The organism is Streptomyces sp. NPDC001027 (assembly GCF_040299045.1).
In the GTDB taxonomy this organism is placed as follows: Bacteria; Actinomycetota; Actinomycetes; order Streptomycetales; family Streptomycetaceae; genus Streptomyces.
Genome location: NZ_JBEPBI010000001.1, coordinates 103,658 through 129,678 on the forward strand (window position 1 = coordinate 103,658; position 26,021 = coordinate 129,678).

Below are 26,021 nucleotides of genomic sequence, written 5' to 3' on the forward strand. Positions count from 1 at the left end.
GCGCTTTCCCCGAACGTGGTCTTGCTCGCACAAAGCAGCGGGACCGCACGCCGGCTTCGGCATACGGTCCCGTGGCGGAAGCGGACGTCAGTCCCTGGCCTCCGCCAGCAGCTTCTGGATACGGCTCACGCCCTCGACGAGGTCCTCGTCGCCCAGCGCGTACGACAGCCGCAGATACCCCGGGGTGCCGAAGGCCTCGCCCGGCACCACCGCGACCTCGGACTCCTCCAGGATGAGCGCGGCCAGCTCGACCGAGTCCTGCGGACGCCTGCCGCGGATCTCCTTGCCGAGCAGCGCCTTCACCGAGGGGTACGCGTAGAACGCGCCCTCGGGCTCGGGGCAGACGACGCCGTCGATCTCGTTGAGCATCCGGACGATCGTCCTGCGGCGGCGGTCGAAGGCCTCGCGCATCGTCTCGACGGCCGACAGGTCGCCGGAGAGGGCGGCCAGGGCGGCGATCTGCGCCACGTTGGAGACGTTCGAGGTGGCGTGCGACTGCAGGTTCGTCGCGGCCTTGACGACGTCCTTCGGGCCGATGATCCAGCCGACCCGCCAGCCGGTCATCGCGTACGTCTTGGCGACGCCGTTGACGACGATGCACTTGTCGCGCAGCTCGGGGAGGATCGCCGGCAGCGAGGTGAACGCCGCGTCGCCGTAGACGAGGTGCTCGTAGATCTCGTCCGTCATGACCCACAGGCCGTGCTCGACGGCCCAGCGGCCGATCGCCTCGGCGTCCTCGGCGCTGTAGACCGCGCCCGTCGGGTTGGACGGGGAGACGAACAGGACGACCTTGGTGCGCTCGGTGCGGGCCGCCTCCAACTGCTCGACGGAGACCCGGTAGCCGGTCGTCTCGTCGGCCACCACGTCCACCGGGACGCCGCCGGCCAGCCGGATCGACTCCGGGTACGTGGTCCAGTACGGGGCCGGGACGATGACCTCGTCGCCCGGGTCGAGGATCGCGGCGAAGGCCTCGTAGATGGCCTGCTTGCCGCCGTTGGTGACCAGGATCTGCGAGGCCTCGACCTCGTAGCCGGAGTCACGCAGCGTCTTCGCGGCGATCGCGGCCTTCAGCTCGGGCAGACCCCCGGCCGGCGTGTACCGGTGGTACTTGGGGTTCTTGCAGGCCTCGATCGCGGCCTCGACGATGTAGTCCGGGGTCGGGAAGTCGGGCTCGCCGGCGCCGAAGCCGATCACCGGACGCCCGGCGGCCTTCAGGGCCTTGGCCTTGGCGTCCACGGCGAGGGTGGCGGACTCGGAGATCGCGCCGACTCGGGCGGAGACCCGGCGCTCGGTGGGAGGGGTTGCAGCGCTCATGGGGTCCATGGTTTCAGACCGGAAACCGGCCGGGCACACGGGTTTCACGGAGTGGTCAGCCGAGCGAACATCCAGGGGAACATCCGAAGGAATCCGATCAAGGACCCTTTCCGTTCGACGAGGCGCTCAAGACCACGTACACTCACACGTCGTTGGCCTTCGACAGCCGCGCCACAACCGGTGCACACCGAGCACCCGAGCGGATGCGGTACGTTGGGGACACACAAAGGGTCGTAGCTCAATTGGTAGAGCACTGGTCTCCAAAACCAGCGGTTGGGGGTTCAAGTCCCTCCGGCCCTGCTACACACTCCGTCACCAGGATGTGTGCGCAGCGCATGTACGTACAGCAATGCACTCGCCGTGCGGCTCAGACCGGGCGCGGCACGGCCACGACCCGGGAACAGGTGAGGACGAATGGCGGACGCCGTGGGCTCCATCGACACGCCTGATGCCCAGGACGAGGCGCCTGAGGCGAAGAAGACACGTAAGGGCGGCAAGCGCGCCAAGAAGGGCCCGCTGAAGCGCTTGGCGCTCTTCTACCGCCAGATCGTTGCGGAGCTCCGCAAGGTCGTATGGCCCACTCGCGGTCAGCTGACGACGTACACCACCGTGGTGATCGTGTTCGTCGTCATCATGATCGGCCTGGTGACCGTGATTGACTATGGACTCAGCCACGCCGCCAAGTACGTCTTTGGCTGAGCCTAGAGCGAAGGGCGCCGAGGTATCCGGCGCCCCTTTCGCATGTTCCACCCCTATGTATCCAGGAAGAAGCAGCCACCGTGTCTGACCAGAACCTGAACGACGCCATCGAGCCGGACGAGTCCGTGGACGACGAGCTCGACATCGTCGAGGGCTCGGACGAGGTGGACGAGTTCGAGGCTGCCGAGGCCGAGGCGGGCGAGCCCGCGGAGGAAGCCGCGCTGCACGTCGAGGACGAGGACGCCGCGGGCGCCGAGGACGATGACGCCGACGAGGCCGTCGCCGAAGAGTCCGAGGAAGCCGAAGAGGAAGAGCCGGCCGAGCCGGTCGACCCCGTCGCCGCCCTGCGTGAGGAACTGCGCACCCTTCCCGGCGAGTGGTACGTCATCCACACGTACGCCGGCTACGAGAACCGCGTGAAGACCAACCTGGAGCAGCGCGCCGTCTCGCTGAACGTCGAGGACTTCATCTTCCAGGCCGAGGTGCCGCAGGAAGAGGTCGCGCAGATCAAGAACGGCGAGCGCAAGACCATCCGTCAGAACAAGCTCCCCGGCTACGTGCTGGTGCGCATGGACCTGACGAACGAGTCCTGGGGCGTCGTCCGCAACACGCCCGGCGTCACCGGCTTCGTGGGCAACGCTTACGACCCGTACCCGCTGACCCTGGACGAGATCGTCAAGATGCTCGCACCGGAGGCCGAGGAGAAGGCCGCCCGTGAGGCCGCCGAGGCCGAGGGCAAGCCGGCTCCGGCCCGCAAGGTCGAGGTCCAGGTGCTGGACTTCGAGGTGGGCGACTCGGTCACCGTCACCGACGGCCCGTTCGCCACGCTGCAGGCCACGATCAACGAGATCAACGCCGACTCGAAGAAGGTCAAGGGTCTCGTCGAGATCTTCGGCCGCGAGACCCCGGTCGAGCTCAGCTTCGACCAGATCCAGAAGAACTAGCTCCTTCTGGAACACACGCCTCCGACCAGGTCAGGCGGGCTGTCACAGCTCGCCTGACCTGCTCGGTTTTTGGCCGCGCACAGATACCCGTTATCGTTGTGCGGTATGCCTCCATCCGGATCATCCGGACCGGAAGGCTGAAAAACTCTCACTAGGACCCGGAGAGAGCAATGCCTCCCAAGAAGAAGAAGGTCACGGGGCTCATCAAGCTCCAGATCAACGCCGGTGCGGCCAACCCCGCGCCGCCGGTCGGCCCCGCGCTCGGCCAGCACGGCGTCAACATCATGGAGTTCTGCAAGGCCTACAACGCCGCGACCGAGTCGCAGCGTGGCTGGGTGATCCCGGTGGAGATCACGGTCTACGAGGACCGCTCCTTCACCTTCGTCACCAAGACGCCGCCGGCCGCGAAGATGATCCTCAAGGCCGCGGGTGTCGAGAAGGGCTCGGGCGAGCCGCACAAGACCAAGGTCGCCAAGATCACCGAGGCGCAGGTCCGCGAGATCGCCACGACCAAGCTCCCCGACCTCAACGCCAACGACCTGGACGCCGCGTCGAAGATCATCGCCGGCACCGCCCGCTCCATGGGCATCACGGTCGAGGGCTGATCCCCCGCCCCGTAGCACCTTCGTAGCACCGTGGCAGGGCCTGCTCGGCCCGTACCACGACTCCTCAGACACACTGGAGCAGTAGTGAGCAAGCGCAGCAAGTCCCTCCGCGCTGCGGACGCCAAGATCGACCGGGAGAAGCTCTACGCCCCGCTCGAGGCCGTCCGTCTCGCCAAGGAGACCTCCACGAGCAAGTTCGACGGCACCGTCGAGGTCGCCTTCCGCCTGGGCGTCGACCCGCGCAAGGCCGACCAGATGGTCCGTGGCACCGTGAACCTGCCGCACGGCACCGGCAAGACCGCCCGGGTCCTGGTCTTCGCGACCGGTGACCGTGCTGCGGCCGCGGAGGCCGCGGGCGCCGACATCGTCGGCTCCGACGAACTGATCGACGAGGTGGCGAAGGGGCGTCTGGACTTCGACGCCGTCGTCGCCACCCCGGACCTCATGGGCAAGGTCGGCCGCCTCGGCCGCGTCCTCGGCCCGCGTGGTCTGATGCCCAACCCGAAGACCGGCACCGTGACCCCGGACGTGGCCAAGGCCGTGACCGACATCAAGGGCGGCAAGATCGAGTTCCGCGTCGACAAGCACTCGAACCTGCACTTCATCATCGGCAAGGCGTCCTTCGACGACGCCAAGCTGGTGGAGAACTACGGCGCGGCGTTGGAGGAGATCCTCCGTCTGAAGCCGTCCGCCGCCAAGGGTCGCTACATCAAGAAGGCCGCGATCAGCACCACGATCGGCCCCGGCATCCAGGTCGACCCGAACCGCACCCGCAACCTCCTCGTCGAGGAGGACCCGGCCGCGGTCTGAACCTGACGGTTCGCCCGAGTCGGCGACGAGCCCCGCAACCTCTCGAGGTGCGGGGCTCGTCCCTTTTTGTCGTACCGCCGCTTTCTTCGTACGACTGTCAGTGCTGTGCGTTAACGTCCAGTGACAGGCATTCCATGGGGGTGGGACGAATGAAGTGCACGGGCGTGCGTCGTGCGGGCCTCTCGATCGCGGCACTGGCCCTGCTGGCGGGGGCGACGGCCTGCAGCGGCTCCGGCAGCTCGGGCGGTCTGGGCGGCTCCGGCGGCTCGGGGAAGGGCCAGGAGGGCAGCCCGCGGCTCAGTCCCGTCGCGGCGCTGCGGAGCGCCGAGAAGTCGACCGACGGGGCGGACTCCGCGAAGGTCGAGTCCACCACGACCATGGGCTCGGTGATGTCGATGACCGCCGAGGGCGCCCTGGGCTGGAAGGACGGTCTCACCGGCGCCCTCACCATCACGTACACCGGCGGCGCCATGGCCGACACGATGCGGCAGATGGGCGCGACCTCGATGGAGGCCCGGTACCTGCCCGACGCCTACTACGCCAGGATGGGCGACTCGTTCGCGGGGCAGGCCGGCGGCAGACACTGGATCAAGTACGCGTACGACGACCTGGCGAGCCTCGGCGGCGGCTCCGGCGCGTATCTGAAGGACCAGCTGACCAACACCACGCCGCACCAGTCGGTGAAGCTGCTGCTGGCCTCCGGGGACCTCCACGAGGTCGGCGAGGAGAAGGTGCGCGGTCGGAACACCACGCACTACTCCGGCACCGTGAAGGTGGCCGACCTCGCCGAGAAGAACTCCCACCTCGACCGCGGCCGGCTCGACGAGCTGAAGAAGACGCTGGAACAGGCCGGCGTCACCACCGAGACCGTCGACATCTGGGTCGACGACCGGGACCTGCTGGCCAAGAAGGTCGAGAAGGGCGAGACCACAGCGGGCGCGTACAGCCAGACCGCCTACTACAGCGACTACGGGACCGAGGTCGCGGCCGAGGCGCCGCCGGCGGGAGACACGGCGGACTTCCGTGAGCTGGTGAAACAGCAGGGGGCGGCCGGCGGCTCGTAATTCACGGGACCTCCCTCGGGCTCCTGGGATACCTTCACGGTCTTGCTGTGCGTCGACCGTGTGTTCTGTGTACGGGGTTCTGGGGGAAATTGGATGAGGTCTGCCGTGGGTGTCCTCGGGCTGTCCGTGCTGCTCGTCAGCGGCTGTGCGGCGATGGGCGGTACGGAGAGCGAGGGTGACGCGTCCGCTGCGGAGGCGGTCACCAGGGCCGCGGAGAAGGCGGAACAGCCGGTCTCCCTGCGCTACCGCACGAACGGCCGGACACCGGAGGAGGGGCGGGTCCGAGGCGAGGCCGCGATCGGCACGAAACCGCAGGTCATGACTCTGAAGTCCACCGTGCTCAGCGGGCCCGACAAGGGCACGGGCGAATTCCGCTTCGTCGGCGGCGTGCTCTACATAGGCACCGACGAAGCCGACGAGGACGGCAAGCACTGGGTCAAGTTCGGCAAGCCCGGCGCCAACGGCGGGATGTCCGACAAGGTCCGCGACAACCCGGCGCACGAGACCGGCTTCCTGGCCGCCGCCGACGATCTGAAGAAGGCCGGCGCCGAGACCGTCGGCGGCGTCCGCACCGACCACTACACGGGCACGGCGACGGTCGACGAGATCCGCGCCTCCTTCGAGGGCCGGCCGACCAAGATCCGGCAGCGGACCGAGAAGAGCCTCGCCCAGTACGAGAAGCTGGGCGTCGACGAGCTCACCATGGACCTGTGGATCGACGCCGAGGACCGCACCCGGCAGCTGCGCATGCAGGGCTTCGGGCGGCGCGGGCCGCTCGACCTGACCATCACCTTCTTCGACTTCGGCAAGCCCGTGACGGTGAAGGCGCCCCCGGCCTCGGACACCGTCGACCTGGCCGAGCAGCTGAGGAAGGCCGCGGACTGACCTCCGCCGGACGTCCGTACGGGCACCCGGCCGGTCCCCGTACGGGCGGATTTGCTTGACGGCGACCGGTTCACGTACGCTCCTGCAGAAGCCAAAGACCGCTGGTCGTTGCCGTGCACTCAGCAGAGTGTGCGGTGGCCGAAGGATCCGCTGCAATGCGGACGACCCGCGCAGGTGTCAGTGGATGTGCTCCCGAACAGTAATCCGTCCGCGGAATTCTTTCGGTCGAGCTACGCCCCGTGCGCCTGCGCCGGGGCGTTTCGTCTGTCACAGCCCCTTCTGAGCGGTCCTCATCACCCGGAAGGAGGCCGACGCTCTATGGCAAGGCCCGACAAGGCTGCCGCGGTAGCCGAGCTGACGGACGCGTTCCGCAGCTCGAACGCCGCCGTGCTGACCGAGTACCGGGGTCTCACCGTGGCGCAGCTCAAGACGCTGCGTCGTTCGCTCGGTGAGAACGCCCAGTACGCCGTGGTGAAGAACACGCTGACCAAGATTGCGGCCAACGAGGCCGGGATCAACACGCTCGACGACCTTTTCAACGGTCCGACGGCGGTCGCCTTCATCACCGGTGACCCGGTGGAGTCGGCGAAGGGTCTTCGTGACTTCGCCAAGGACAACCCGAACCTCGTCATCAAGGGCGGTGTCCTTGACGGCAAGGCGCTGTCCGCCGACGAGATCAAGAAGCTTGCGGACCTCGAGTCCCGCGAGGTTCTGCTCAGCAAGCTGGCGGGCGCCTTCAAGGGCAAGCAGTCTCAGGCTGCTCAGCTCTTCCAGGCGCTTCCCTCGAAGCTCGTCCGCACCGTGGACGCTCTTCGCGCCAAGCAGGCCGAGCAGGGCGGTGCCGAGTAACTCGGCTCGCGAAATGACCGCTGCCTGAGGCGTTCCGCCTGAGGCAGAGGTCGTAGCGGGCCGACAGTACGCCCGCCACACATGTACATACCGGCACCAGCCGAATTAGTGGAAGGATCGCCCACCATGGCGAAGCTCAGCCAGGAAGACCTGCTCGCGCAGTTCGAGGAGATGACCCTCATCGAGCTCTCCGAGTTCGTGAAGGCCTTCGAGGAGAAGTTCGACGTCACCGCCGCCGCCGCGGTCGCCGCCGCCCCGACCGGCCCCGTCGCCGTTGCCGAGGCCGCTGAGGAGCAGGACGAGTTCGACGTCGTCCTCACCGGCGCCGGCGAGAAGAAGATCCAGGTCATCAAGGTCGTGCGTGAGCTGACCTCCCTGGGTCTGAAGGAGGCCAAGGACCTCGTGGACGGCGCTCCGAAGCCCGTTCTCGAGAAGGTCGCCAAGGAGGCCGCGGAGAAGGCTGCCGAGTCCCTCAAGGCCGCCGGCGCCTCCGTCGAGGTCAAGTAACACCCCGCGGTCGGCGACGACCGCACGCGAAGGCTGAAACTGCTCCCTCGGGAGCTGTAACGCCCACGCACCGAAGAGCGATCATCCATCTGGGTGGTCGCTCTTCGGCGTTCCTGGGAGCGCGGCCACGGTTGCCTCGTACCCCTCTGAGCGGGGGGTATGGTGATCTTCGTCGTGTCTCCGAGCGCCCCGGTTCGCGCCAGGGGGCCTTGACGAACCGCACGCAGCGCGCAATTCTCAGGACGCGTCGTCACAAGGATCCGTATCCGAGGCATGGATCGGCGGCGAAGAGGGCAGTATCACCGTGCGTTGAGGGCTACCGGACCGAGGGCGTTGAGAACTACGAGGGTCTCGAAGAACCCGCACTGGACATCAGTGTGCCAAGTGGCTACACTGACCCTTTGCGCTGCCTGTTAGCTGTCCCCTGCCCGTCACCAGGGGCATGCCCTCACTTGAGTCCGGACGACCAGATCATCTCCCACCTGGCCTTTTCGCCAATCGGGGAATATCTGTCTCCGTGCCCGGGACTGAGGGGCCGGTACGCGCGTAGTGAGTCCGAGCCCTCGGAAGGACCCCCTCTTGGCCGCCTCGCGCAACGCCTCGACCGCGAATACGAACAACGCCGCCAGCACTGCCCCGCTGCGCATCTCTTTTGCAAAGATCAAGGAGCCCCTCGAGGTTCCCAACCTGCTCGCGTTGCAGACCGAGAGCTTTGACTGGCTGCTCGGGAACACCGCCTGGCAGAGTCGGGTCGAGGCGGCTCTGGAATCCGGTCAGGACGTCCCCACCAAGTCCGGTCTGGAGGAGATCTTCGAGGAGATCTCCCCGATCGAGGACTTCTCCGGGTCGATGTCGCTGACGTTCCGCGACCACCGTTTCGAGCCGCCGAAGAACAGCATCGACGAGTGCAAGGACCGTGACTTCACGTACGCGGCCCCGCTCTTCGTGACGGCCGAGTTCACGAACAACGAGACCGGCGAGATCAAGTCCCAGACGGTCTTCATGGGCGACTTCCCGCTCATGACGAACAAGGGCACCTTCGTCATCAACGGCACCGAGCGTGTCGTGGTGTCGCAGCTGGTCCGTTCGCCGGGCGTCTACTTCGACTCCTCCATCGACAAGACGTCCGACAAGGACATCTTCTCGGCCAAGATCATCCCCTCCCGGGGCGCCTGGCTGGAGATGGAGATCGACAAGCGCGACATGGTCGGTGTCCGCATCGACCGCAAGCGCAAGCAGTCCGTCACCGTCCTTCTGAAGGCTCTCGGCTACACCACCGAGCAGATCCTCGAGGAGTTCGGCGAGTACGAGTCCATGCGCGCCACCCTGGAGAAGGACCACACCCAGGGCCAGGACGACGCGCTGCTCGACATCTACCGCAAGCTGCGTCCGGGCGAGCCCCCCACGCGTGAGGCCGCGCAGACGCTGCTCGAGAACCTCTACTTCAACCCCAAGCGCTACGACCTCGCGAAGGTCGGCCGCTACAAGGTCAACAAGAAGCTGGGCGCGGACGCTCCGCTCGACGCGGGCGTGCTGACCGTCGAGGACGTCATCTCGACGATCAAGTACCTGGTCAAGCTGCACGCCGGCGAGACCGAGACGGGCGCCGACAACGGCACGACGATCGTCGTCGAGACCGACGACATCGACCACTTCGGCAACCGTCGTCTGCGCAGCGTCGGCGAGCTCATCCAGAACCAGGTCCGCACGGGTCTGGCGCGTATGGAGCGAGTCGTCCGCGAGCGGATGACGACCCAGGACGTCGAGGCGATCACGCCGCAGACCCTGATCAACATCCGGCCGGTCGTCGCCTCCATCAAGGAGTTCTTCGGCACCAGCCAGCTGTCGCAGTTCATGGACCAGAACAACCCGCTGTCGGGTCTCACCCACAAGCGCCGTCTGTCGGCGCTCGGTCCGGGTGGTCTCTCCCGTGAGCGGGCCGGCTTCGAGGTCCGTGACGTGCACCCCTCGCACTACGGCCGCATGTGCCCGATCGAGACGCCCGAAGGCCCGAACATCGGTCTGATCGGCTCGCTCGCCTCCTACGGCCGCGTCAACGCGTTCGGTTTCGTGGAGACGCCGTACCGCCGGGTGACCGACGGTGTCGTCACCGACGAGGTCGACTACCTGACGGCCGACGAGGAGGACCGCTTCGTCATCGCGCAGGCCAACGCCACGCTCGACGACGACATGCGCTTCACCGAGAACCGCGTCCTGGTCCGCCGTCGTGGCGGCGAGGTCGACTACGTCCCCGGTGACGACGTGGACTACATGGACGTCTCGCCGCGCCAGATGGTGTCGGTCGCGACCGCCATGATCCCGTTCCTCGAGCACGACGACGCCAACCGTGCCCTCATGGGCGCGAACATGATGCGTCAGGCCGTGCCGCTCATCAAGAGCGAGGCCCCGCTCGTCGGCACCGGCATGGAGTACCGCTCCGCCGTCGACGCCGGCGACGTGGTCAAGGCCGAGAAGGACGGTGTGGTCCAGGAGGTCTCCGCGGACTACATCACCACGACCAACGACGACGGCACGTACATCACGTACCGCCTGGCCAAGTTCTCGCGCTCCAACCAGGGCACCTCGGTCAACCAGAAGGTCATCGTCAACGAGGGCGACCGGATCATCACCGGTCAGGTCCTCGCCGACGGCCCGGCCACCGAGAACGGCGAGATGGCGCTCGGCAAGAACCTGCTCGTGGCGTTCATGCCGTGGGAGGGTCACAACTACGAGGACGCGATCATCCTGTCGCAGCGCCTCGTGCAGGACGACGTCCTCTCCTCGATCCACATCGAGGAGCACGAGGTCGACGCCCGTGACACCAAGCTCGGCCCCGAGGAGATCACCCGGGACATCCCGAACGTCTCCGAGGAGGTCCTCGCCGACCTCGACGAGCGCGGCATCATCCGCATCGGCGCCGAGGTCGTCGCCGGCGACATCCTGGTCGGCAAGGTCACGCCCAAGGGCGAGACCGAGCTGACCCCGGAGGAGCGCCTGCTGCGCGCGATCTTCGGAGAGAAGGCCCGTGAGGTCCGTGACACCTCGCTGAAGGTGCCGCACGGCGAGATCGGCAAGGTCATCGGCGTCCGCGTCTTCGACCGCGAGGAGGGCGACGAGCTGCCGCCGGGCGTGAACCAGCTGGTTCGCGTCTACGTGGCGCAGAAGCGCAAGATCACCGACGGTGACAAGCTCGCCGGCCGTCACGGCAACAAGGGCGTCATCTCCAAGATCCTGCCCATCGAGGACATGCCGTTCCTCGAGGACGGGACCCCGGTCGACATCATCCTCAACCCGCTGGGCGTGCCGTCCCGAATGAACCCGGGACAGGTGCTGGAGATCCACCTCGGCTGGCTCGCCAGCCGCGGCTGGGACGTCTCCGGTCTCGGCGAGGACTGGGCGCAGCGCCTGCAGGTCATCGGCGCCGACCAGGTCGCCCCGGGCACCAACGTCGCCACCCCGGTGTTCGACGGCGCCCGTGAGGACGAGCTCGCGGGCCTGCTGAACCACACCATCCCGAACCGCGACGGCGAGCGCATGGTGCAGCCGACCGGCAAGGCGAGGCTGTTCGACGGCCGCTCCGGCGAGCCGTTCCCGGACCCGATCTCCATCGGGTACATGTACATCCTCAAGCTCCACCACCTGGTCGACGACAAGCTGCACGCCCGTTCGACCGGTCCGTACTCGATGATCACCCAGCAGCCGCTGGGTGGTAAGGCGCAGTTCGGCGGTCAGCGCTTCGGCGAGATGGAGGTGTGGGCGCTGGAGGCATACGGCGCCGCGTACGCCCTCCAGGAGCTCCTGACCATCAAGTCCGACGACGTCACCGGCCGCGTGAAGGTCTACGAGGCCATCGTCAAGGGCGAGAACATCCCCGAGCCCGGCATCCCCGAGTCCTTCAAGGTGCTCATCAAGGAGATGCAGTCTCTCTGCCTGAACGTGGAGGTGCTGTCCAGCGACGGTATGTCCATCGAGATGCGTGACACCGACGAGGACGTCTTCCGCGCGGCGGAGGAGCTCGGCATCGACCTGTCCCGGCGCGAGCCGAGCAGCGTCGAAGAGGTCTGACGGGAGTCCGGTCCGGAGGTTCGGCGATGAAGATCCCTGAACCTCCGGCCGGCCCCGGGACCCCCGTATCAGACCCCAAGACTTACAACCCTGAGAGGGATTGACGCATAGTGCTCGACGTCAACTTCTTCGACGAGCTCCGGATCGGTCTGGCTACCGCTGACGACATCCGTCAGTGGAGCCACGGCGAGGTCAAGAAGCCCGAGACCATCAACTACCGCACGCTCAAGCCCGAAAAGGACGGACTCTTCTGCGAGAAGATCTTCGGTCCGACCCGGGACTGGGAGTGCTACTGCGGCAAGTACAAGCGTGTCCGCTTCAAGGGCATCATCTGCGAGCGCTGCGGCGTCGAGGTCACTCGCGCCAAGGTGCGTCGTGAGCGGATGGGCCACATCGAGCTGGCCGCTCCCGTCACCCACATCTGGTACTTCAAGGGTGTCCCGAGCCGTCTGGGCTACCTGCTCGACCTGGCTCCCAAGGACCTCGAGAAGGTCATCTACTTCGCGGCGTACATGATCACGTACGTCGACGACGAGCGCCGCACGCGTGACCTGCCGTCGCTGGAGGCGCACGTCTCCGTCGAGCGTCAGCAGATCGAGAACCGTCGCGACTCCGACCTCGAGGCCCGCGCCAAGAAGCTCGAGACCGACCTGGCCGAGCTCGAGGCCGAGGGCGCCAAGGCCGACGTGCGCCGCAAGGTGCGCGAAGGCGCCGAGCGTGAGATGAAGCAGCTGCGCGACCGCGCGCAGCGCGAGATCGACCGTCTCGACGAGGTGTGGACGCGCTTCAAGAACCTCAAGGTCCAGGACCTCGAGGGCGACGAGCTGCTCTACCGCGAGCTGCGTGACCGCTTCGGCACGTACTTCGACGGCTCCATGGGCGCCGCTGCCCTGCAGAAGCGTCTGGAGTCCTTCGACCTCGACGAGGAGGCCGAGCGCCTCCGCGAGATCATCCGCACCGGCAAGGGCCAGAAGAAGACCCGTGCGCTCAAGCGCCTCAAGGTCGTCTCGGCATTCCTGCAGACCAGCAACAGCCCCAAGGGCATGGTGCTCGACTGCGTGCCGGTCATCCCGCCGGACCTGCGTCCGATGGTGCAGCTGGACGGTGGCCGCTTCGCGACCTCCGACCTGAACGACCTGTACCGCCGTGTGATCAACCGCAACAACCGACTGAAGCGGCTTCTCGACCTCGGCGCGCCCGAGATCATCGTGAACAACGAGAAGCGCATGCTCCAGGAGGCCGTCGACGCGCTCTTCGACAACGGCCGTCGTGGTCGCCCGGTCACGGGCCCCGGCAACCGTCCGCTGAAGTCGCTGTCCGACATGCTCAAGGGCAAGCAGGGCCGCTTCCGTCAGAACCTGCTCGGCAAGCGTGTGGACTACTCCGCGCGTTCCGTGATCGTCGTCGGTCCGCAGCTGAAGCTGCACCAGTGCGGTCTGCCGAAGGCGATGGCGCTGGAGCTGTTCAAGCCGTTCGTGATGAAGCGCCTGGTCGACCTGAACCACGCGCAGAACATCAAGAGCGCCAAGCGCATGGTGGAGCGCGGCCGCACCGTCGTGTACGACGTCCTCGAAGAGGTCATCGCCGAGCACCCGGTGCTGCTGAACCGTGCGCCCACCCTGCACCGCCTCGGCATCCAGGCCTTCGAGCCGCAGCTGGTCGAGGGCAAGGCCATCCAGATCCACCCGCTCGTCTGCACCGCGTTCAACGCGGACTTCGACGGTGACCAGATGGCCGTCCACCTGCCGCTCTCCGCGGAGGCGCAGGCCGAGGCCCGCATCCTGATGCTGTCCTCGAACAACATCCTCAAGCCCGCCGACGGCCGTCCGGTGACGATGCCGACCCAGGACATGGTCCTCGGTCTGTTCTTCCTCACCACCGACGGCGAGCTGCGCGACACCAAGGGCGAGGGCCGGTCCTTCGGCTCCACGGCCGAGGCGATCATGGCGTTCGACGCCGGTGAGCTCGCGCTGCAGTCGCCGATCGACATCCGCTTCCCGGTGGGCACCATCCCGCCGCGTGGCTGGACGCCGCCCGCGCAGGAGGAGGGCGACCCCGAGTGGCAGCAGGGTGACACCTTCCGGCTGCGGACGACCCTGGGCCGCGCGCTCTTCAACGAGCTGCTGCCCGAGGACTACCCGTTCGTCGACTACTCGGTGGGCAAGAAGCAGCTCTCCGAGATCGTCAACGACCTGGCCGAGCGCTACCCCAAGGTCATCGTGGCGGCGACGCTCGACAACCTGAAGGCGGCCGGCTTCTTCTGGGCGACCCGTTCCGGTGTCACCGTGGCCATCTCCGACGTCGTCGTCCCCGAGGCGAAGAAGGAGATCGTCCGCGGGTACGAGGCGCAGGACGAGAAGGTCCAGAAGCAGTACGAGCGCGGTCTGATCACCAAGGAAGAGCGCACGCAGGAGCTCATCGCGATCTGGACCAAGGCGACCAACGAGGTCGCCGAGGCGATGAACGCGAACTTCCCCAAGACCAACCCCATCTTCATGATGGTTGACTCGGGCGCCCGAGGAAACATGATGCAGATGCGGCAGATCGCCGGTATGCGCGGTCTGGTGTCGAACGCGAAGAACGAGACCATCCCGCGTCCGATCAAGGCGTCCTTCCGTGAGGGCCTGTCCGTGCTGGAGTACTTCATCTCCACGCACGGCGCCCGTAAGGGTCTGGCGGACACCGCCCTGCGTACCGCCGACTCGGGTTACCTGACCCGTCGTCTGGTGGACGTCTCGCAGGACGTCATCATCCGCGAGGAGGACTGCGGCACCGAGCGCGGTCTGAAGCTGAAGATCGCGATCCGCGGCGAGGACGGCGTCCTGCGCAAGACGGACGACGTCGAGACCAGCGTCTACGCCCGCATGCTCGCCGAGGACGTCGTCATCGACGGCAAGGTGATCGCGCCGGCCAACGTGGACCTGGGCGACGTGCTCATCGACCAGCTGGTGCGCCACGGCGTCGAGGAGGTCAAGACCCGCTCGATCCTGACCTGTGAGTCGCAGGTCGGCACGTGTGCTATGTGCTACGGCCGCTCGCTGGCCACCGGCAAGCTGGTCGACATCGGTGAGGCGGTCGGCATCATTGCCGCCCAGTCCATCGGTGAGCCCGGCACCCAGCTGACGATGCGTACCTTCCACACCGGTGGTGTGGCCGGTGACGACATCACCCAGGGTCTGCCGCGTGTCGTCGAGCTCTTCGAGGCCCGTACCCCGAAGGGCGTCGCCCCGATCTCCGAGGCCTCCGGCCGCGTGCGGATCGAGGAGACCGAGAAGACGAAGAAGATCGTCATCACGCCGGACGACGGCAGCGACGAGACGGCGTTCCCGATCTCGAAGCGCGCCCGTCTCCTGGTCAGCGAGGGCGAGCACGTCGAGGTGGGCCAGAAGCTCACCGTGGGCGCCACCAACCCGCACGACGTGCTGCGCATCCTGGGTCAGCGTGCCGTCCAGGTCCACCTGGTCGGCGAGGTCCAGAAGGTCTACAACTCGCAGGGCGTGTCGATCCACGACAAGCACATCGAGATCATCATCCGGCAGATGCTGCGCCGTGTGACGATCATCGAGTCCGGCGACGCCGAGCTGCTGCCCGGCGAGCTTGTCGAGCGCTCGAAGTTCGAGGTCGAGAACCGTCGTGTGGTGCAGGAGGGCGGTCACCCGGCCTCCGGTCGTCCGCAGCTCATGGGTATCACCAAGGCCTCGCTGGCCACGGAGTCCTGGCTGTCGGCGGCGTCGTTCCAGGAGACGACCAGGGTCCTCACGGACGCGGCGATCAACGCCAAGTCCGACTCCCTGATCGGCCTCAAGGAGAACGTCATCATCGGTAAGCTCATCCCGGCCGGTACGGGTCTGTCCCGCTACCGCAACATCCGGGTCGAGCCGACCGAGGAGGCCAAGGCCGCGATGTACTCGGCCGTCGGCTACGACGACATCGACTACTCGCCGTTCGGCACGGGCTCCGGCCAGGCCGTTCCGCTGGAGGACTACGACTACGGTCCGTACAACCAGTAAGGCGTACGTACGTCTGAGGTACTGAAGGGCGGTCACCCCGGTTGCGGGGTGGCCGCCCTTCGGCGTGAGCGGGTGGGACGCAGCGGGGGAGGACGCATCGGCGGAAGGGGGAGGGGGAGGAGCTCAAGCGCGCGCTGACGGGCCACGGGCGCTCTGACGGGCGGCAAGGCGGCAGGGCCCGGCCGGGGGAGAGCCGTGCCGCCTCCCCAAGCCCCGACGGGGAGCCCCGGGGCTCTTGGACGCCGCTCGCGCTCGCCGCCGCGTCAGGCGCGGCCGTCGTGCCCCGCAGCGGCTACGGGATTCCCAGCTCGAAGATGACGTAGTGCGCGTACCACCCGGACGCGAGCGCCGCCGTCGTGAAGAACACCGCCAGGCTCGGCCACTTCAGCCGGCTCATCGCCGCGGCCGGCGCGAGCAGCAGGGGAAAGGCCGGCAGCAGGTAGCGGCCCGTGTTGCCGAACATCTGCTGGGTGCCCAGCACGGTGATCACGCTCGCCAGCGTGTACGCGACCAGGACAAGCGGCGGCTTCTTGCGCAGCATCAGCGCGATGAGGAACGGCAGTGCCAGCACCACCTGGACGGCGAGAAGGTCCGGGACGGAGAACGCGAACAGGTAGTCGTGGCGGCCGACCGCGGTGTTGGCGAGCACGTCCCAGGTGTACGCGCCGAAGTCGAAGTAGTGCGCCCACCCCTCGCGCTGGAGCGTGAAGTACGCGGTGAGGTCCCCCGAGCTGAGACCGACCCAGGCGACATAGGTGAGCAGGCCGAGCGGGGCGGCGAACATGGCGTAGACAGGCCCCGCCACCCCGTGCTCGCGCCTGCTCTCGCGCCGGGCGAGGGCCACGATCGCCGCGAGGCCGACGGCGCCGATGAGCGCTGCGGACGTGGGCCGGTTGAGCCCGGCCAGGAAGGCGAGCAGTCCGGCCGCCACCCAGCGGCGCTTCATCACGCAGTAGCAGCACCAGGTCGCGATGGCGACGAAGACCGACTCCGAGTAGACCGCCCATTCCACGCCGGCGCCGGGCGCCAGCGCCCACAGGCCGGCCGCGATCGTGCCGGCCCGCACGCCGGCGAGCGTGGAGATCACCGCGTAGACGCCGGCGGCCGCGACGAAGGACGCCGCCACCGACACGAGGATCCCGGAGCCGTACAGCCCGAGGCCGGTGACCTCGGAGACGCTGCGGATCAGGGCCGGGTAGAGCGGGAAGAAGGCGACCGAGTTCTGCTTGACGGTGAACAGCCCGCCCGGGGCGAGCCGCTCCAGCGGGCCGGGGTCGTAACCCTTCTCGGCGACCTGGAGATACCACCAGCCGTCCCAGGTGGCGAGCACGTCCCACCAGTGGGCGCCGCCGCCGAAGCGCGGGTTCTTCTTCTGGTACTCGTCGGCCCACTCCAGGAGCCAGGCGAACACGGTGAGACCCACGAGCTTCGTCACGCCGTAGAGGAGCAGCGGGGGGAGGTACGGTCGTACACCGTCCGGCAGGGTGAGGCGGCGCAGGGTTCCTGACCGCTTCTCCGGCCCGTCGGGCACGGCGGGGTCCGTCGCCGTGTCGCTGGAAGCCGTGCTCATGGCTGGGGTCCCCCCTCGGCCGACCGCCGGGCGTCCAGGGTGGCGGCGCGGCTGTCCGGATGATCGTGAAGTCTGCTCACAAGAGTGTGGTCATAAGATCGCAACAGAGTCGCACATGCGCACCACAGGTGGGGGGAGGACGGGTGTCCGAAGCGCCGAAGACCACGGCGGCGGGGACCGTCTTGTCGGTCGTCATACCCATGTACAACGAGGAAGAGGTGCTGCCCGCGCTCGTCAGCCGGCTGCGCCCGGTCCTCGACGGACTCGGCGTCGAGCACGAGGTCGTGGCGGTGGACGACGGCAGCACCGACCGGACGGCGGAGCTGCTGGCCGCGTTCCGGCTCGGCTGGCCGCAGCTGCGCGTCATCGGCCTGCGCCGCAACTCCGGCCATCAGGCCGCCCTGACCGCCGGGCTGGACCGGTCGGTCGGCGCGTACGTCGTCAGCATCGACGCCGACCTCCAGGACCCGCCCGAGAAGATCCCCGAGATGCTCTCGCTGGCCCGCGCCGAGAGCCTGGACATCGTCTACGGCATCCGGGCCGACCGGGCCAGCGACACCGGCTTCAAGCGGTGGACGGCGGGCCTGTACTACCGCCTCGTGCGCCGTCTGGCGGGCCCGTCGGTGCCGGCCCAGGCCGGTGACTTCCGGCTGCTCAGCAGGGCCGCCGTGGACGCCCTGAAGGCGCTGCCTGACCAGCAGCGCGTCTACCGTCTCCTCGTGCCCTGGCTGGGCTTCCCCAGCGGCGAGGTCACCTACGAGCGGGCGCCGCGGCCGGCCGGGCAGAGCAAGTACCCCCTGGGCCGGATGATCCGGCTCGCCGTCGACAGCGTCACCGGCTTCTCGGCCGCGCCCCTGCGCATCGCCACCTGGCTGGGCGGCTTCGCCTTCCTGGTCTGCCTCGCGCTGATGGTGTACACGCTCAGCGCCCACGCCTTCCAGCACACCGTGCCCGGCTGGACGTCCCTCTTCATCGGCGTGCTGTTCATCGGCGCCGTGCAGCTGGTCTGCGTCGGGCTGCTCGGCGAGTACGTGGGCCGCATCTACACGGCCGTGCAGAACCGTCCGACGTACTTCATCGGCCACGACACGGCGGCGGGCGGCCACCGGTCGGCGGCCGGGACCGGCACCGGCACCGGGACCGGCACCGGCACCGGGACCGGCACCGGCACCGGGACCGGGGCTGGGACCGAGGTCGGGGTCGGGGCCGAAGGGGGCGCCGGCGCCTGCGTGCCGTCTCCCGCGGGGCCGCCGGAGGGGTGCGAGGACGCCGCGGCACGCCGGGAGCAGGGGCTGCGACAGCGTTCGTAAACCTTCGGCGTGTCGGTGACAGGGCCTTTGTTTTGACCGGAGTCGGTGCGCTAGGTACGCTCAGACCTTGTGCCTGGGGTGTGCCCTGGCCCATGTGCGTGTCTTCAGCCGCACCGGGGCCGTAGCAATGGCCACCGTGATCTGCGCCTATTTCTGCCTCGCGGCGGAAGTCCGCGGGTTCGACACACCCGACCGCGTGGGTCGGCGAAGTTCCAGGTTAGCTGTACAAATCGGCACACAGAAACCGGAGAAGTAGTGCCTACGATCCAGCAGCTGGTCCGTAAGGGCCGGCAGGACAAGGTCGAGAAGAACAAGACGCCCGCACTCGAGGGTTCCCCTCAGCGCCGCGGCGTCTGCACGCGCGTGTTCACGACCACCCCGAAGAAGCCGAACTCGGCCCTGCGTAAGGTCGCGCGTGTGCGTCTGACCAGCGGGATCGAGGTCACCGCTTACATTCCGGGTGAGGGACACAACCTGCAGGAGCACTCCATCGTGCTCGTGCGTGGTGGCCGTGTGAAGGACCTGCCGGGTGTTCGCTACAAGATCATCCGCGGCTCCCTCGACACCCAGGGTGTCAAGAACCGCAAGCAGGCCCGCAGCCGCTACGGCGCCAAGAAGGAGAAGTAAGAAATGCCTCGTAAGGGCCCTGCCCCGAAGCGCCCGGTCATCATCGACCCGGTCTACGGTTCTCCTCTTGTCACGTCGCTCATCAACAAGGTGCTGCTGAACGGCAAGCGCTCCACCGCCGAGCGCATCGTCTACGGCGCCATGGAGGGCCTGCGCGAGAAGACCGGCAACGACCCGGTCATCACGCTGAAGCGCGCTCTCGAGAACATCAAGCCGACCATCGAGGTCAAGTCCCGCCGTGTCGGTGGCGCGACCTACCAGGTTCCGGTCGAGGTCAAGCCCGGCCGCGCGAGCACCCTGGCGCTGCGCTGGCTCGTCGGCTACTCCCGCGCCCGTCGCGAGAAGACCATGACCGAGCGCCTGCTCAACGAGCTTCTCGACGCGTCCAACGGCCTCGGCGCCGCTGTGAAGAAGCGCGAGGACACCCACAAGATGGCCGAGTCCAACAAGGCCTTCGCGCACTACCGCTGGTAGTCGCTACCCACATCGAGACCGAGAGAAGACGAAAGCCTTATGGCTACCACTTCACTTGACCTGGCCAAGGTCCGCAACATCGGGATCATGGCCCATATCGACGCGGGCAAGACGACCACCACCGAGCGGATCCTGTTCTACACCGGCGTCTCCTACAAGATCGGCGAGGTCCACGACGGCGCCGCGACCATGGACTGGATGGAGCAGGAGCAGGAGCGTGGCATCACGATCACCTCTGCTGCCACCACCTGTCACTGGCCGCTTGCCGACGTCGACCACACCATCAACATCATCGACACCCCGGGTCACGTCGACTTCACCGTCGAGGTGGAGCGTTCGCTGCGGGTGCTCGACGGCGCTGTGACGGTGTTCGACGGCGTTGCCGGCGTCGAGCCCCAGTCCGAGACCGTGTGGCGTCAGGCGGACCGTTACGGCGTCCCGCGCATCTGCTTCGTCAACAAGCTCGACCGGACCGGCGCCGAGTTCCACCGCTGCGTCGACATGATCAGCAGCCGCCTCGGCGCGCAGCCGATCGTCATGCAGCTCCCGATCGGCGCCGAGGCCGACTTCAAGGGCGTCGTCGACCTGGTCACGATGAAGGCCTTCGTGTGGTCCGCCGAGGCGGAGAAGGGCGAGATGTACGACGTCGTCGACATCCCGTCCACCCACACCGAGGCTGCCGAGGAGTACCGCGGCAAGCTCGTCGAGACCGTCGCCGAGAACGACGACGAGATCATGGAGCTGTACCTGGAGGGCCAGGAGCCTTCCGTGGAGCAGCTGTACGCCGCGATCCGTCGCATCACCATCGCGTCCGGCAAGTCCAAGGACACCACCGTCACCCCGGTGTTCTGCGGCACCGCGTTCAAGAACAAGGGCGTTCAGCCCCTGCTCGACGCGGTCGTGCGCTACCTCCCCTCCCCGCTCGACGTCGAGGCCATCGAGGGCCACGCCGTGAACGACCCGGAGGAGGTCGTCAAGCGCAAGCCGTCCGACGACGAGCCGCTGTCGGCGCTGGCGTTCAAGATCATGAGTGACCCGCACCTCGGCAAGCTCACCTTCGTCCGGGTCTACTCGGGCCGCCTGGAGTCCGGCACTGCCGTGCTGAACTCCGTCAAGGGCAAGAAGGAGCGCATCGGCAAGATCTACCGCATGCACGCGAACAAGCGTGAGGAGATCGCGTCGGTCGGCGCCGGCGACATCATCGCCGTCATGGGTCTGAAGCAGACCACGACCGGTGAGACGCTGTGCGACGACAAGCAGCCGGTGATCCTGGAGTCCATGGACTTCCCGGCTCCGGTCATCCAGGTCGCCATCGAGCCCAAGTCGAAGGGCGACCAGGAGAAGCTGGGCATCGCGATCCAGCGCCTGGCCGAGGAGGACCCGTCGTTCCAGGTCCACTCGGACGAGGAGACCGGCCAGACCATCATCGGCGGCATGGGCGAACTGCACCTCGAGGTGCTGGTCGACCGTATGCGCCGTGAGTTCAAGGTCGAGGCCAACGTCGGCAAGCCGCAGGTCGCCTACCGCGAGACCATCCGCAAGGCGGTCGACCGGGTCGACTACACGCACAAGAAGCAGACCGGCGGCACCGGCCAGTTCGCCAAGGTGCAGATCGCGATCGAGCCGATCGAGGGCGGCGACGCCTCGTACGAGTTCGTGAACAAGGTGACCGGTGGTCGTATCCCGAAGGAGTACATCCCTTCGGTCGACGCCGGTGCGCAGGAGGCCATGCAGTTCGGCATCCTCGCCGGTTACGAGATGACCGGCGTGCGCGTCACCCTGCTCGACGGCGGCTACCACGAGGTGGACTCCTCCGAGCTCGCCTTCAAGATCGCCGGTTCGCAGGCCTTCAAGGAGGCCGCGCGCAAGGCCAGCCCCGTGCTGCTCGAGCCGATGATGGCCGTCGAGGTCACCACGCCCGAGGACTACATGGGCGAGGTCATCGGCGACATCAACTCCCGCCGTGGTCAGATCCAGGCCATGGAGGAGCGGGCCGGCGCCCGTGTCGTCAAGGGCCTGGTGCCCCTGTCGGAGATGTTCGGCTACGTCGGCGACCTCCGCAGCAAGACGTCGGGTCGCGCGAGCTACTCGATGCAGTTCGACTCCTACGCCGAGGTTCCCCGGAACGTCGCCGAGGAGATCATCGCGAAGGCCAAGGGCGAGTAACGCACCGCGTTCACACGCTTTAGGCTTGACTCCGGAGCCTCTGGGGCAACCACCCGCATTCGTCAAGGATCGTGGGTGTTTGCCCCGGCCCCGGGATTTGACAGCAAAGATCACCTGGCGCCGATGAAGCAAGGCGTTCCAGAACCACTCCCAGGAGGACCCCAGTGGCGAAGGCGAAGTTCGAGCGGACTAAGCCGCACGTCAACATCGGCACCATCGGTCACATCGACCACGGTAAGACGACCCTCACGGCCGCCATTACCAAGGTGCTGCACGACGCGTACCCGGACCTGAACGAGGCCTCGGCCTTCGACCAGATCGACAAGGCTCCTGAGGAGCGCCAGCGCGGTATCACCATCTCCATCGCGCACGTCGAGTACCAGACCGAGACGCGTCACTACGCCCACGTCGACTGCCCCGGTCACGCGGACTACATCAAGAACATGATCACGGGTGCGGCGCAGATGGACGGCGCCATCCTCGTCGTCGCCGCCACCGACGGCCCGATGCCGCAGACCAAGGAGCACGTGCTCCTGGCCCGCCAGGTCGGCGTTCCGTACATCGTCGTCGCCCTGAACAAGGCCGACATGGTGGACGACGAGGAGATCCTGGAGCTCGTCGAGCTCGAGGTCCGTGAGCTCCTCTCCGAGTACGAGTTCCCGGGCGACGACCTGCCGGTCGTCAAGGTCTCGGCGCTCAAGGCCCTCGAGGGCGACCCGGAGTGGGCCAAGACCGTCCTGGAGCTCATGGCCGCGGTCGACGAGTCGATCCCGACCCCCGAGCGTGACGTCGACAAGCCGTTCCTCATGCCCGTCGAGGACGTCTTCACGATCACCGGCCGCGGTACGGTCGTCACCGGCCGTATCGAGCGTGGTGTCCTGAAGGTCAACGAGACCGTCGACATCATCGGCATCAAGACCGAGAAGACCACCACCACGGTCACCGGCATCGAGATGTTCCGCAAGCTGCTCGACGAGGGCCAGGCCGGTGAGAACGTCGGTCTGCTGCTTCGTGGCATCAAGCGCGAGGACGTCGAGCGCGGCCAGGTCATCATCAAGCCGGGTTCGGTCACGCCGCACACCGAGTTCGAGGCCCAGGCCTACATCCTGTCGAAGGACGAGGGTGGTCGTCACACCCCCTTCTTCAACAACTACCGTCCGCAGTTCTACTTCCGTACGACGGACGTGACCGGCGTCGTGACCCTCCCCGAGGGCACCGAGATGGTCATGCCGGGTGACAACACCGAGATGAAGGTGGAGCTCATCCAGCCCGTCGCCATGGAAGAGGGCCTGAAGTTCGCCATCCGTGAGGGTGGCCGGACGGTCGGCGCCGGCCAGGTCACCAAGATCAACAAGTAAGTCCTGTTGATCGACCTGGTAGCTCCAGCCTGAGCTGAGCAACCTGAGAGGGCCCGTACGACTCCGGTCGTACGGGCCCTCTCGCATGACGGGCTCCGGGGGTGCGGCCCCATGTGGCCGGGTGCCGGGGATGCGGGTGCGTTCGCGGCGGGGACAGTCGTGGGCCTCCAGCTCGCGCAACGCGGCGGCGATACGGACCGCCCCCTCGGGGAGGCGCGCGGTGGGGCTTTTGATGTCGACGCGGAAGCCCGCGGGCGCGAAAGTGCCGACCGGGGGCACCGTCCGTGAGGGGACGGCGGTGTCGGCGGCCGGCTGGGTCACGAGGAGCGCCGGCCCGGCGCAACGGAATTGCCCAGAAGGTGAGTTCGTGACGTACGCGTCAGGCGGAGACCATCGCGGCCAGTAGCACCAGCAGTCCCACCGGAAAGAGCGTGATCAGCAGCGCCGCGCCCGCCGCCAGGATGCGGGGCATCCGGAGCGAGAGACGGTGCGGCAGCGCCCAGGCGAGGGCGTACAGGCCCATGGCCGTGTAGATCATGCCGCCGTACTGGCCCAGGCCCTCGTGGGCCCGGGTGACGGCGTACTCCGTCGCGAGAATTGGAAGCCCGAACACGGAAGCCGCGAAGGGGGCTCTCCACCACGTCTTGTGCGGCTCGGGGAGCTGGGCGGCTGCGGTCTGCGTCGTCATGGGTGCCATTCCACCGGCGGCGGTGGAACGGCGGTATCGGGGCGCCTACTCATTCACCCGGGACGTTCCACGTGAGTAGCGGTACCCGGGTCGACGTCATGAGCCGAGCCGTGCCCCTGCCGGCCTGATCGGTGGCAGGGGCGGGGCGGGCGCAGGCACGGCTCGAAGCAGAGTCAGTCCGCGGACGTGGGACGTGTCCAGGCGGCCCAGGGACGAGGTCAGGCTGTCGAGGAACACCACCCTGCCCATGTTGTTGTGGGCGTAGAGGAGGTTGCCCGTGGCCTCCTGTCCGCCGATCTCCCGGCGCACCCAGATCACGCCCCTGGTGTCCGGGCCGGGTTCCGAAATCGCGTTGATCACGTCGTCCCAGGTGTCGGCGGGGGTGTGGGCGAAGTCGGCGAAGTAGCGCCGCGTCAGGCGGGCCACCCAGCCTGGGGCCTCGTCGGAGGGGCGCCAGGGGAGGGGCGTGGAAGGGGCGCCCGAGATGGCAGTGTGAAGGGCGACGGTGCAGCCGCGGGCGTTGATGCGGCGCGGCTGGCCCTGGACCCGGGCGACCGCTTCCGACAGGGAGGCGGGTGGGGTGAGATCGGCGAGCGGGTCGGCGGGGGCCGGGTGGAAGGGCGCCGTGCCGTCCTTGGGGACCACGAGCGAGGCCGCCAGCATGGGCGTCCGCGGATATCCCGGTTGGGGCACCGTCCGGCAGGCCAGCATCCAGGCGTATTCCGTCTCGTGCACGGGCTGTGGCGTGGCCGGCTCGACGAGACCGCCGTAGGTGTGCCGGAGCCAGTCCGTCGCCCTTTGTGCCGGCTGCGGAACCTCAGCCATGGCCACGGCCGCCACGAGAGCCACCGGAATCACGCGAGCCGCGCGAGGCCACGCCCGTGTCCCAGGGATAGACCATCATGCGGATCCGCTCACGGTGCTCCACGCCGCGGGACCAGGCAGGCCAGGCCGCCGCGCCCACCGAAGCCCCGGCGAACGCCCCCGACAGCGCCGCGATCGAGTCCGAGTCGCCCGACGACCATGCCGCCCGGCGCAGCGCGGTCACCGGTTCCTCGGGAAAGAGAAGGAAGCAGTACAGGCCCGCCGCGAGCGCTTCCTCGGCGATCCAGCCCGCGCCGACCGCCGCGCACGGGTCCCGCTCCGGATCCGGGGCGCGCAGCGCCGCCTCGAGGGTGTCCAGGGCGCGCAGGCACTCGTCCCAGCCGTGGGCGATGTACGCCGCGGGGTCGGCCGCCCCCGCTCGCTGGGCCAGGTCCCCGAGCCACGCGGCGTGGTAGGTCGTCCGCGACTTCAGGGCGTAGTGGCGCAGCCAGTGGAGGAGTTCCACCGGAGCGCAGTTGTGGGTGAGGAGCCAGACGGCATGGGCCGTCAGGTCGCTCGCGGCGAGCGCGGTGGGATGGCCGTGCGTCAGCGCGGCCTGCAACTGGGCTGCTCCGGCTCGCTGTTCGGCGCTCAGGCCCGGGACCAGACCCACCGGAGCGACCCGCATGTTGGCACCGCACCCCTTGGACCCCAGCACGCTCGCCGCCTGCCACGGCCCGCCGCCTTCGAGCGCGGCACAGGCGTTCAGGCATGTCTGTCCCGGCGCGCGGTTGTTGTCGGGGGAGCGCAGCCACCGCACGAAGTGGGCCCGCAGGGCCGGTTCCAGCGTCTCGGCGGAGAAGACCGCGTCGGCGTCCCGGGTGACGTCCACCAGCGCGTCCCCGACGGCCAGCGCCATCTGGGTGTCGTCGGTCACCAGCGCCACACCGTCGGTGAAGGACAGTTCCAGGTCCCGCCAGGCGCCGTACCGGGAGGCCATCTGCTCCAGCGTGAGGAACTCGGTCGGGTAACCCAGCGCGTCCCCGACGGCCAGGCCGACCATCGAGCCCGTCGCTCCGTTCTTGACCCGGTCCTGGCGCCATTCCTTCCCGGCGAGATCGTCGACGACGATGATGCTCGGCGCCTCGGCGAGGGAGTCGGGAACGACATGGCTGCGGGGACTGAAGGGCGAGTCCCGGATCATCTCGGCGAGGGCCTGGGTGGGCGGAATTCCCCGCCGCTTGGCGTCGCGCAACCGCCTTCCCCACACCC

General features: G+C 67.9%; 20 protein-coding genes and 1 tRNA gene. 16 read left to right on the forward strand and 5 right to left on the reverse strand.

Annotated features, from left to right (window positions below; all coding sequences use genetic code 11):
* Positions 1-87 precede the first annotated feature (87 nt).
* On the reverse strand, positions 88-1,314 hold the full coding sequence (locus ABT300_RS00510) for a pyridoxal phosphate-dependent aminotransferase (protein ID WP_351669940.1): 1,227 nt from the start codon (positions 1,312-1,314) through the stop codon (positions 88-90).
* Positions 1,315-1,541: 227 nt separating this feature from the next.
* On the opposite strand from ABT300_RS00510, the gene ABT300_RS00515 reads away from it, so the two are divergent.
* The 11 genes from ABT300_RS00515 to ABT300_RS00565 all read left to right on the forward strand — a co-directional run bounded on the left by ABT300_RS00515 (position 1,542) and on the right by ABT300_RS00565 (position 15,752).
* Positions 1,542-1,614 (forward strand) — tRNA-Trp (locus ABT300_RS00515).
* A 114-nt stretch (positions 1,615-1,728) separates the two neighbouring features.
* A complete protein-coding gene (secE, locus tag ABT300_RS00520; RefSeq protein WP_351669943.1) occupies positions 1,729-2,013 on the forward strand; it encodes a preprotein translocase subunit SecE in 285 nt (94 codons plus the stop codon).
* A gap of 80 nt (positions 2,014-2,093) precedes the next feature.
* Positions 2,094-2,957: a transcription termination/antitermination protein NusG gene (gene nusG / locus ABT300_RS00525; RefSeq protein ID WP_319277177.1), complete on the forward strand. Its 864-nt coding sequence runs from the start codon at positions 2,094-2,096 to the stop codon at positions 2,955-2,957.
* 170 nt (positions 2,958-3,127) lie between these two features.
* The gene (gene rplK, locus ABT300_RS00530) at positions 3,128-3,562 is read left to right on the forward strand and encodes a 50S ribosomal protein L11 (protein ID WP_005481290.1); all 435 of its coding nucleotides are present in this window, start codon (positions 3,128-3,130) and stop codon (positions 3,560-3,562) included.
* An 84-nt stretch (positions 3,563-3,646) separates the two neighbouring features.
* On the forward strand, positions 3,647-4,372 hold the full coding sequence (gene rplA, locus ABT300_RS00535) for a 50S ribosomal protein L1 (RefSeq protein WP_319277175.1): 726 nt from the start codon (positions 3,647-3,649) through the stop codon (positions 4,370-4,372).
* A gap of 149 nt (positions 4,373-4,521) precedes the next feature.
* Positions 4,522-5,436 (forward strand): SCO4651 family lipoprotein, encoded by a 915-nt coding sequence (locus tag ABT300_RS00540; protein ID WP_351669949.1) that lies wholly within the window; start codon positions 4,522-4,524, stop codon positions 5,434-5,436.
* A gap of 93 nt (positions 5,437-5,529) precedes the next feature.
* Positions 5,530-6,321 carry an SCO4651 family lipoprotein gene (locus tag ABT300_RS00545; RefSeq protein WP_351669952.1) on the forward strand — a complete coding sequence of 264 codons (792 nt, stop codon included), beginning with the start codon at positions 5,530-5,532 and terminating at the stop codon, positions 6,319-6,321.
* A 318-nt stretch (positions 6,322-6,639) separates the two neighbouring features.
* Positions 6,640-7,170 (forward strand): 50S ribosomal protein L10, encoded by a 531-nt coding sequence (rplJ, locus tag ABT300_RS00550; RefSeq protein WP_057584693.1) that lies wholly within the window; start codon positions 6,640-6,642, stop codon positions 7,168-7,170.
* A gap of 126 nt (positions 7,171-7,296) precedes the next feature.
* The gene (gene rplL, locus ABT300_RS00555; protein ID WP_351669956.1) at positions 7,297-7,677 is read left to right on the forward strand and encodes a 50S ribosomal protein L7/L12; all 381 of its coding nucleotides are present in this window, start codon (positions 7,297-7,299) and stop codon (positions 7,675-7,677) included.
* Positions 7,678-8,256: 579 nt separating this feature from the next.
* On the forward strand, positions 8,257-11,742 hold the full coding sequence (rpoB, locus tag ABT300_RS00560; protein WP_351669959.1) for a DNA-directed RNA polymerase subunit beta: 3,486 nt from the start codon (positions 8,257-8,259) through the stop codon (positions 11,740-11,742).
* 110 nt (positions 11,743-11,852) lie between these two features.
* Positions 11,853-15,752: a DNA-directed RNA polymerase subunit beta' gene (locus ABT300_RS00565; RefSeq protein WP_351669962.1), complete on the forward strand. Its 3,900-nt coding sequence runs from the start codon at positions 11,853-11,855 to the stop codon at positions 15,750-15,752.
* A gap of 292 nt (positions 15,753-16,044) precedes the next feature.
* Here ABT300_RS00565 and ABT300_RS00570 read toward each other — a convergent pair whose 3' ends face one another.
* On the reverse strand, positions 16,045-17,322 hold the full coding sequence (locus ABT300_RS00570) for a putative hexosyltransferase (RefSeq protein ID WP_351669965.1): 1,278 nt from the start codon (positions 17,320-17,322) through the stop codon (positions 16,045-16,047).
* A 143-nt stretch (positions 17,323-17,465) separates the two neighbouring features.
* On the opposite strand from ABT300_RS00570, the gene ABT300_RS00575 reads away from it, so the two are divergent.
* The 5 genes from ABT300_RS00575 to tuf all read left to right on the forward strand — a co-directional run bounded on the left by ABT300_RS00575 (position 17,466) and on the right by tuf (position 23,257).
* On the forward strand, positions 17,466-18,632 hold the full coding sequence (locus ABT300_RS00575) for a glycosyltransferase family 2 protein (RefSeq protein ID WP_351669968.1): 1,167 nt from the start codon (positions 17,466-17,468) through the stop codon (positions 18,630-18,632).
* Positions 18,633-18,887: 255 nt separating this feature from the next.
* Positions 18,888-19,259, forward strand: coding sequence for a 30S ribosomal protein S12 (gene rpsL, locus ABT300_RS00580; RefSeq protein ID WP_003948652.1), 372 nt, complete (start codon positions 18,888-18,890; stop codon positions 19,257-19,259).
* 3 nt (positions 19,260-19,262) lie between these two features.
* Entirely contained in the window at positions 19,263-19,733 is a 471-nt protein-coding gene (gene rpsG, locus ABT300_RS00585; RefSeq protein ID WP_030788318.1) for a 30S ribosomal protein S7, read from the forward strand.
* A gap of 39 nt (positions 19,734-19,772) precedes the next feature.
* Positions 19,773-21,899 carry an elongation factor G gene (gene fusA / locus ABT300_RS00590; RefSeq protein ID WP_351669971.1) on the forward strand — a complete coding sequence of 709 codons (2,127 nt, stop codon included), beginning with the start codon at positions 19,773-19,775 and terminating at the stop codon, positions 21,897-21,899.
* Between the two features lie 164 nt (positions 21,900-22,063).
* A complete protein-coding gene (gene tuf, locus ABT300_RS00595; RefSeq protein ID WP_351669974.1) occupies positions 22,064-23,257 on the forward strand; it encodes an elongation factor Tu in 1,194 nt (397 codons plus the stop codon).
* 379 nt (positions 23,258-23,636) lie between these two features.
* Here the strand turns inward: tuf and ABT300_RS00605 are convergent, their stop codons facing one another.
* The 3 genes from ABT300_RS00605 to ABT300_RS00615 all read right to left on the reverse strand — a co-directional run bounded on the left by ABT300_RS00605 (position 23,637) and on the right by ABT300_RS00615 (position 25,881).
* Positions 23,637-23,945, reverse strand: a complete 309-nt coding sequence (locus ABT300_RS00605; protein ID WP_351669977.1) for a hypothetical protein — start codon at positions 23,943-23,945, stop codon at positions 23,637-23,639.
* Between the two features lie 96 nt (positions 23,946-24,041).
* Positions 24,042-24,680 carry a toxin glutamine deamidase domain-containing protein gene (locus ABT300_RS00610; RefSeq protein ID WP_351669980.1) on the reverse strand — a complete coding sequence of 213 codons (639 nt, stop codon included), beginning with the start codon at positions 24,678-24,680 and terminating at the stop codon, positions 24,042-24,044.
* Positions 24,681-24,762: 82 nt separating this feature from the next.
* On the reverse strand, positions 24,763-25,881 hold the full coding sequence (locus ABT300_RS00615) for an ADP-ribosylglycohydrolase family protein (RefSeq protein WP_502977854.1): 1,119 nt from the start codon (positions 25,879-25,881) through the stop codon (positions 24,763-24,765).
* Positions 25,882-26,021: the final 140 nt, after the last annotated feature.

Excerpts from the sequence above, each read along its gene's own strand:
- rplK (WP_005481290.1), top strand. The coding sequence starts at position 3,128 with ATGCCTCCCAAGAAGAAGAAGGTCACGGGGCTCATCAAGCTCCAGATC.
- ABT300_RS00540 (WP_351669949.1), top strand. The coding sequence starts at position 4,522 with ATGAAGTGCACGGGCGTGCGTCGTGCGGGCCTCTCGATCGCGGCACTG.
- ABT300_RS00570 (WP_351669965.1), bottom strand. The coding sequence starts at position 17,322 with ATGAGCACGGCTTCCAGCGACACGGCGACGGACCCCGCCGTGCCCGAC.
- ABT300_RS00605 (WP_351669977.1), bottom strand. The coding sequence starts at position 23,945 with ATGACGACGCAGACCGCAGCCGCCCAGCTCCCCGAGCCGCACAAGACG.
- fusA (WP_351669971.1), top strand. The coding sequence starts at position 19,773 with ATGGCTACCACTTCACTTGACCTGGCCAAGGTCCGCAACATCGGGATC.
- ABT300_RS00545 (WP_351669952.1), top strand. The coding sequence starts at position 5,530 with ATGAGGTCTGCCGTGGGTGTCCTCGGGCTGTCCGTGCTGCTCGTCAGC.
- rpsG (WP_030788318.1), top strand. The coding sequence starts at position 19,263 with ATGCCTCGTAAGGGCCCTGCCCCGAAGCGCCCGGTCATCATCGACCCG.
- secE (WP_351669943.1), top strand. The coding sequence starts at position 1,729 with ATGGCGGACGCCGTGGGCTCCATCGACACGCCTGATGCCCAGGACGAG.
- ABT300_RS00510 (WP_351669940.1), bottom strand. The coding sequence starts at position 1,314 with ATGAGCGCTGCAACCCCTCCCACCGAGCGCCGGGTCTCCGCCCGAGTC.
- rplJ (WP_057584693.1), top strand. The coding sequence starts at position 6,640 with ATGGCAAGGCCCGACAAGGCTGCCGCGGTAGCCGAGCTGACGGACGCG.
- rplL (WP_351669956.1), top strand. The coding sequence starts at position 7,297 with ATGGCGAAGCTCAGCCAGGAAGACCTGCTCGCGCAGTTCGAGGAGATG.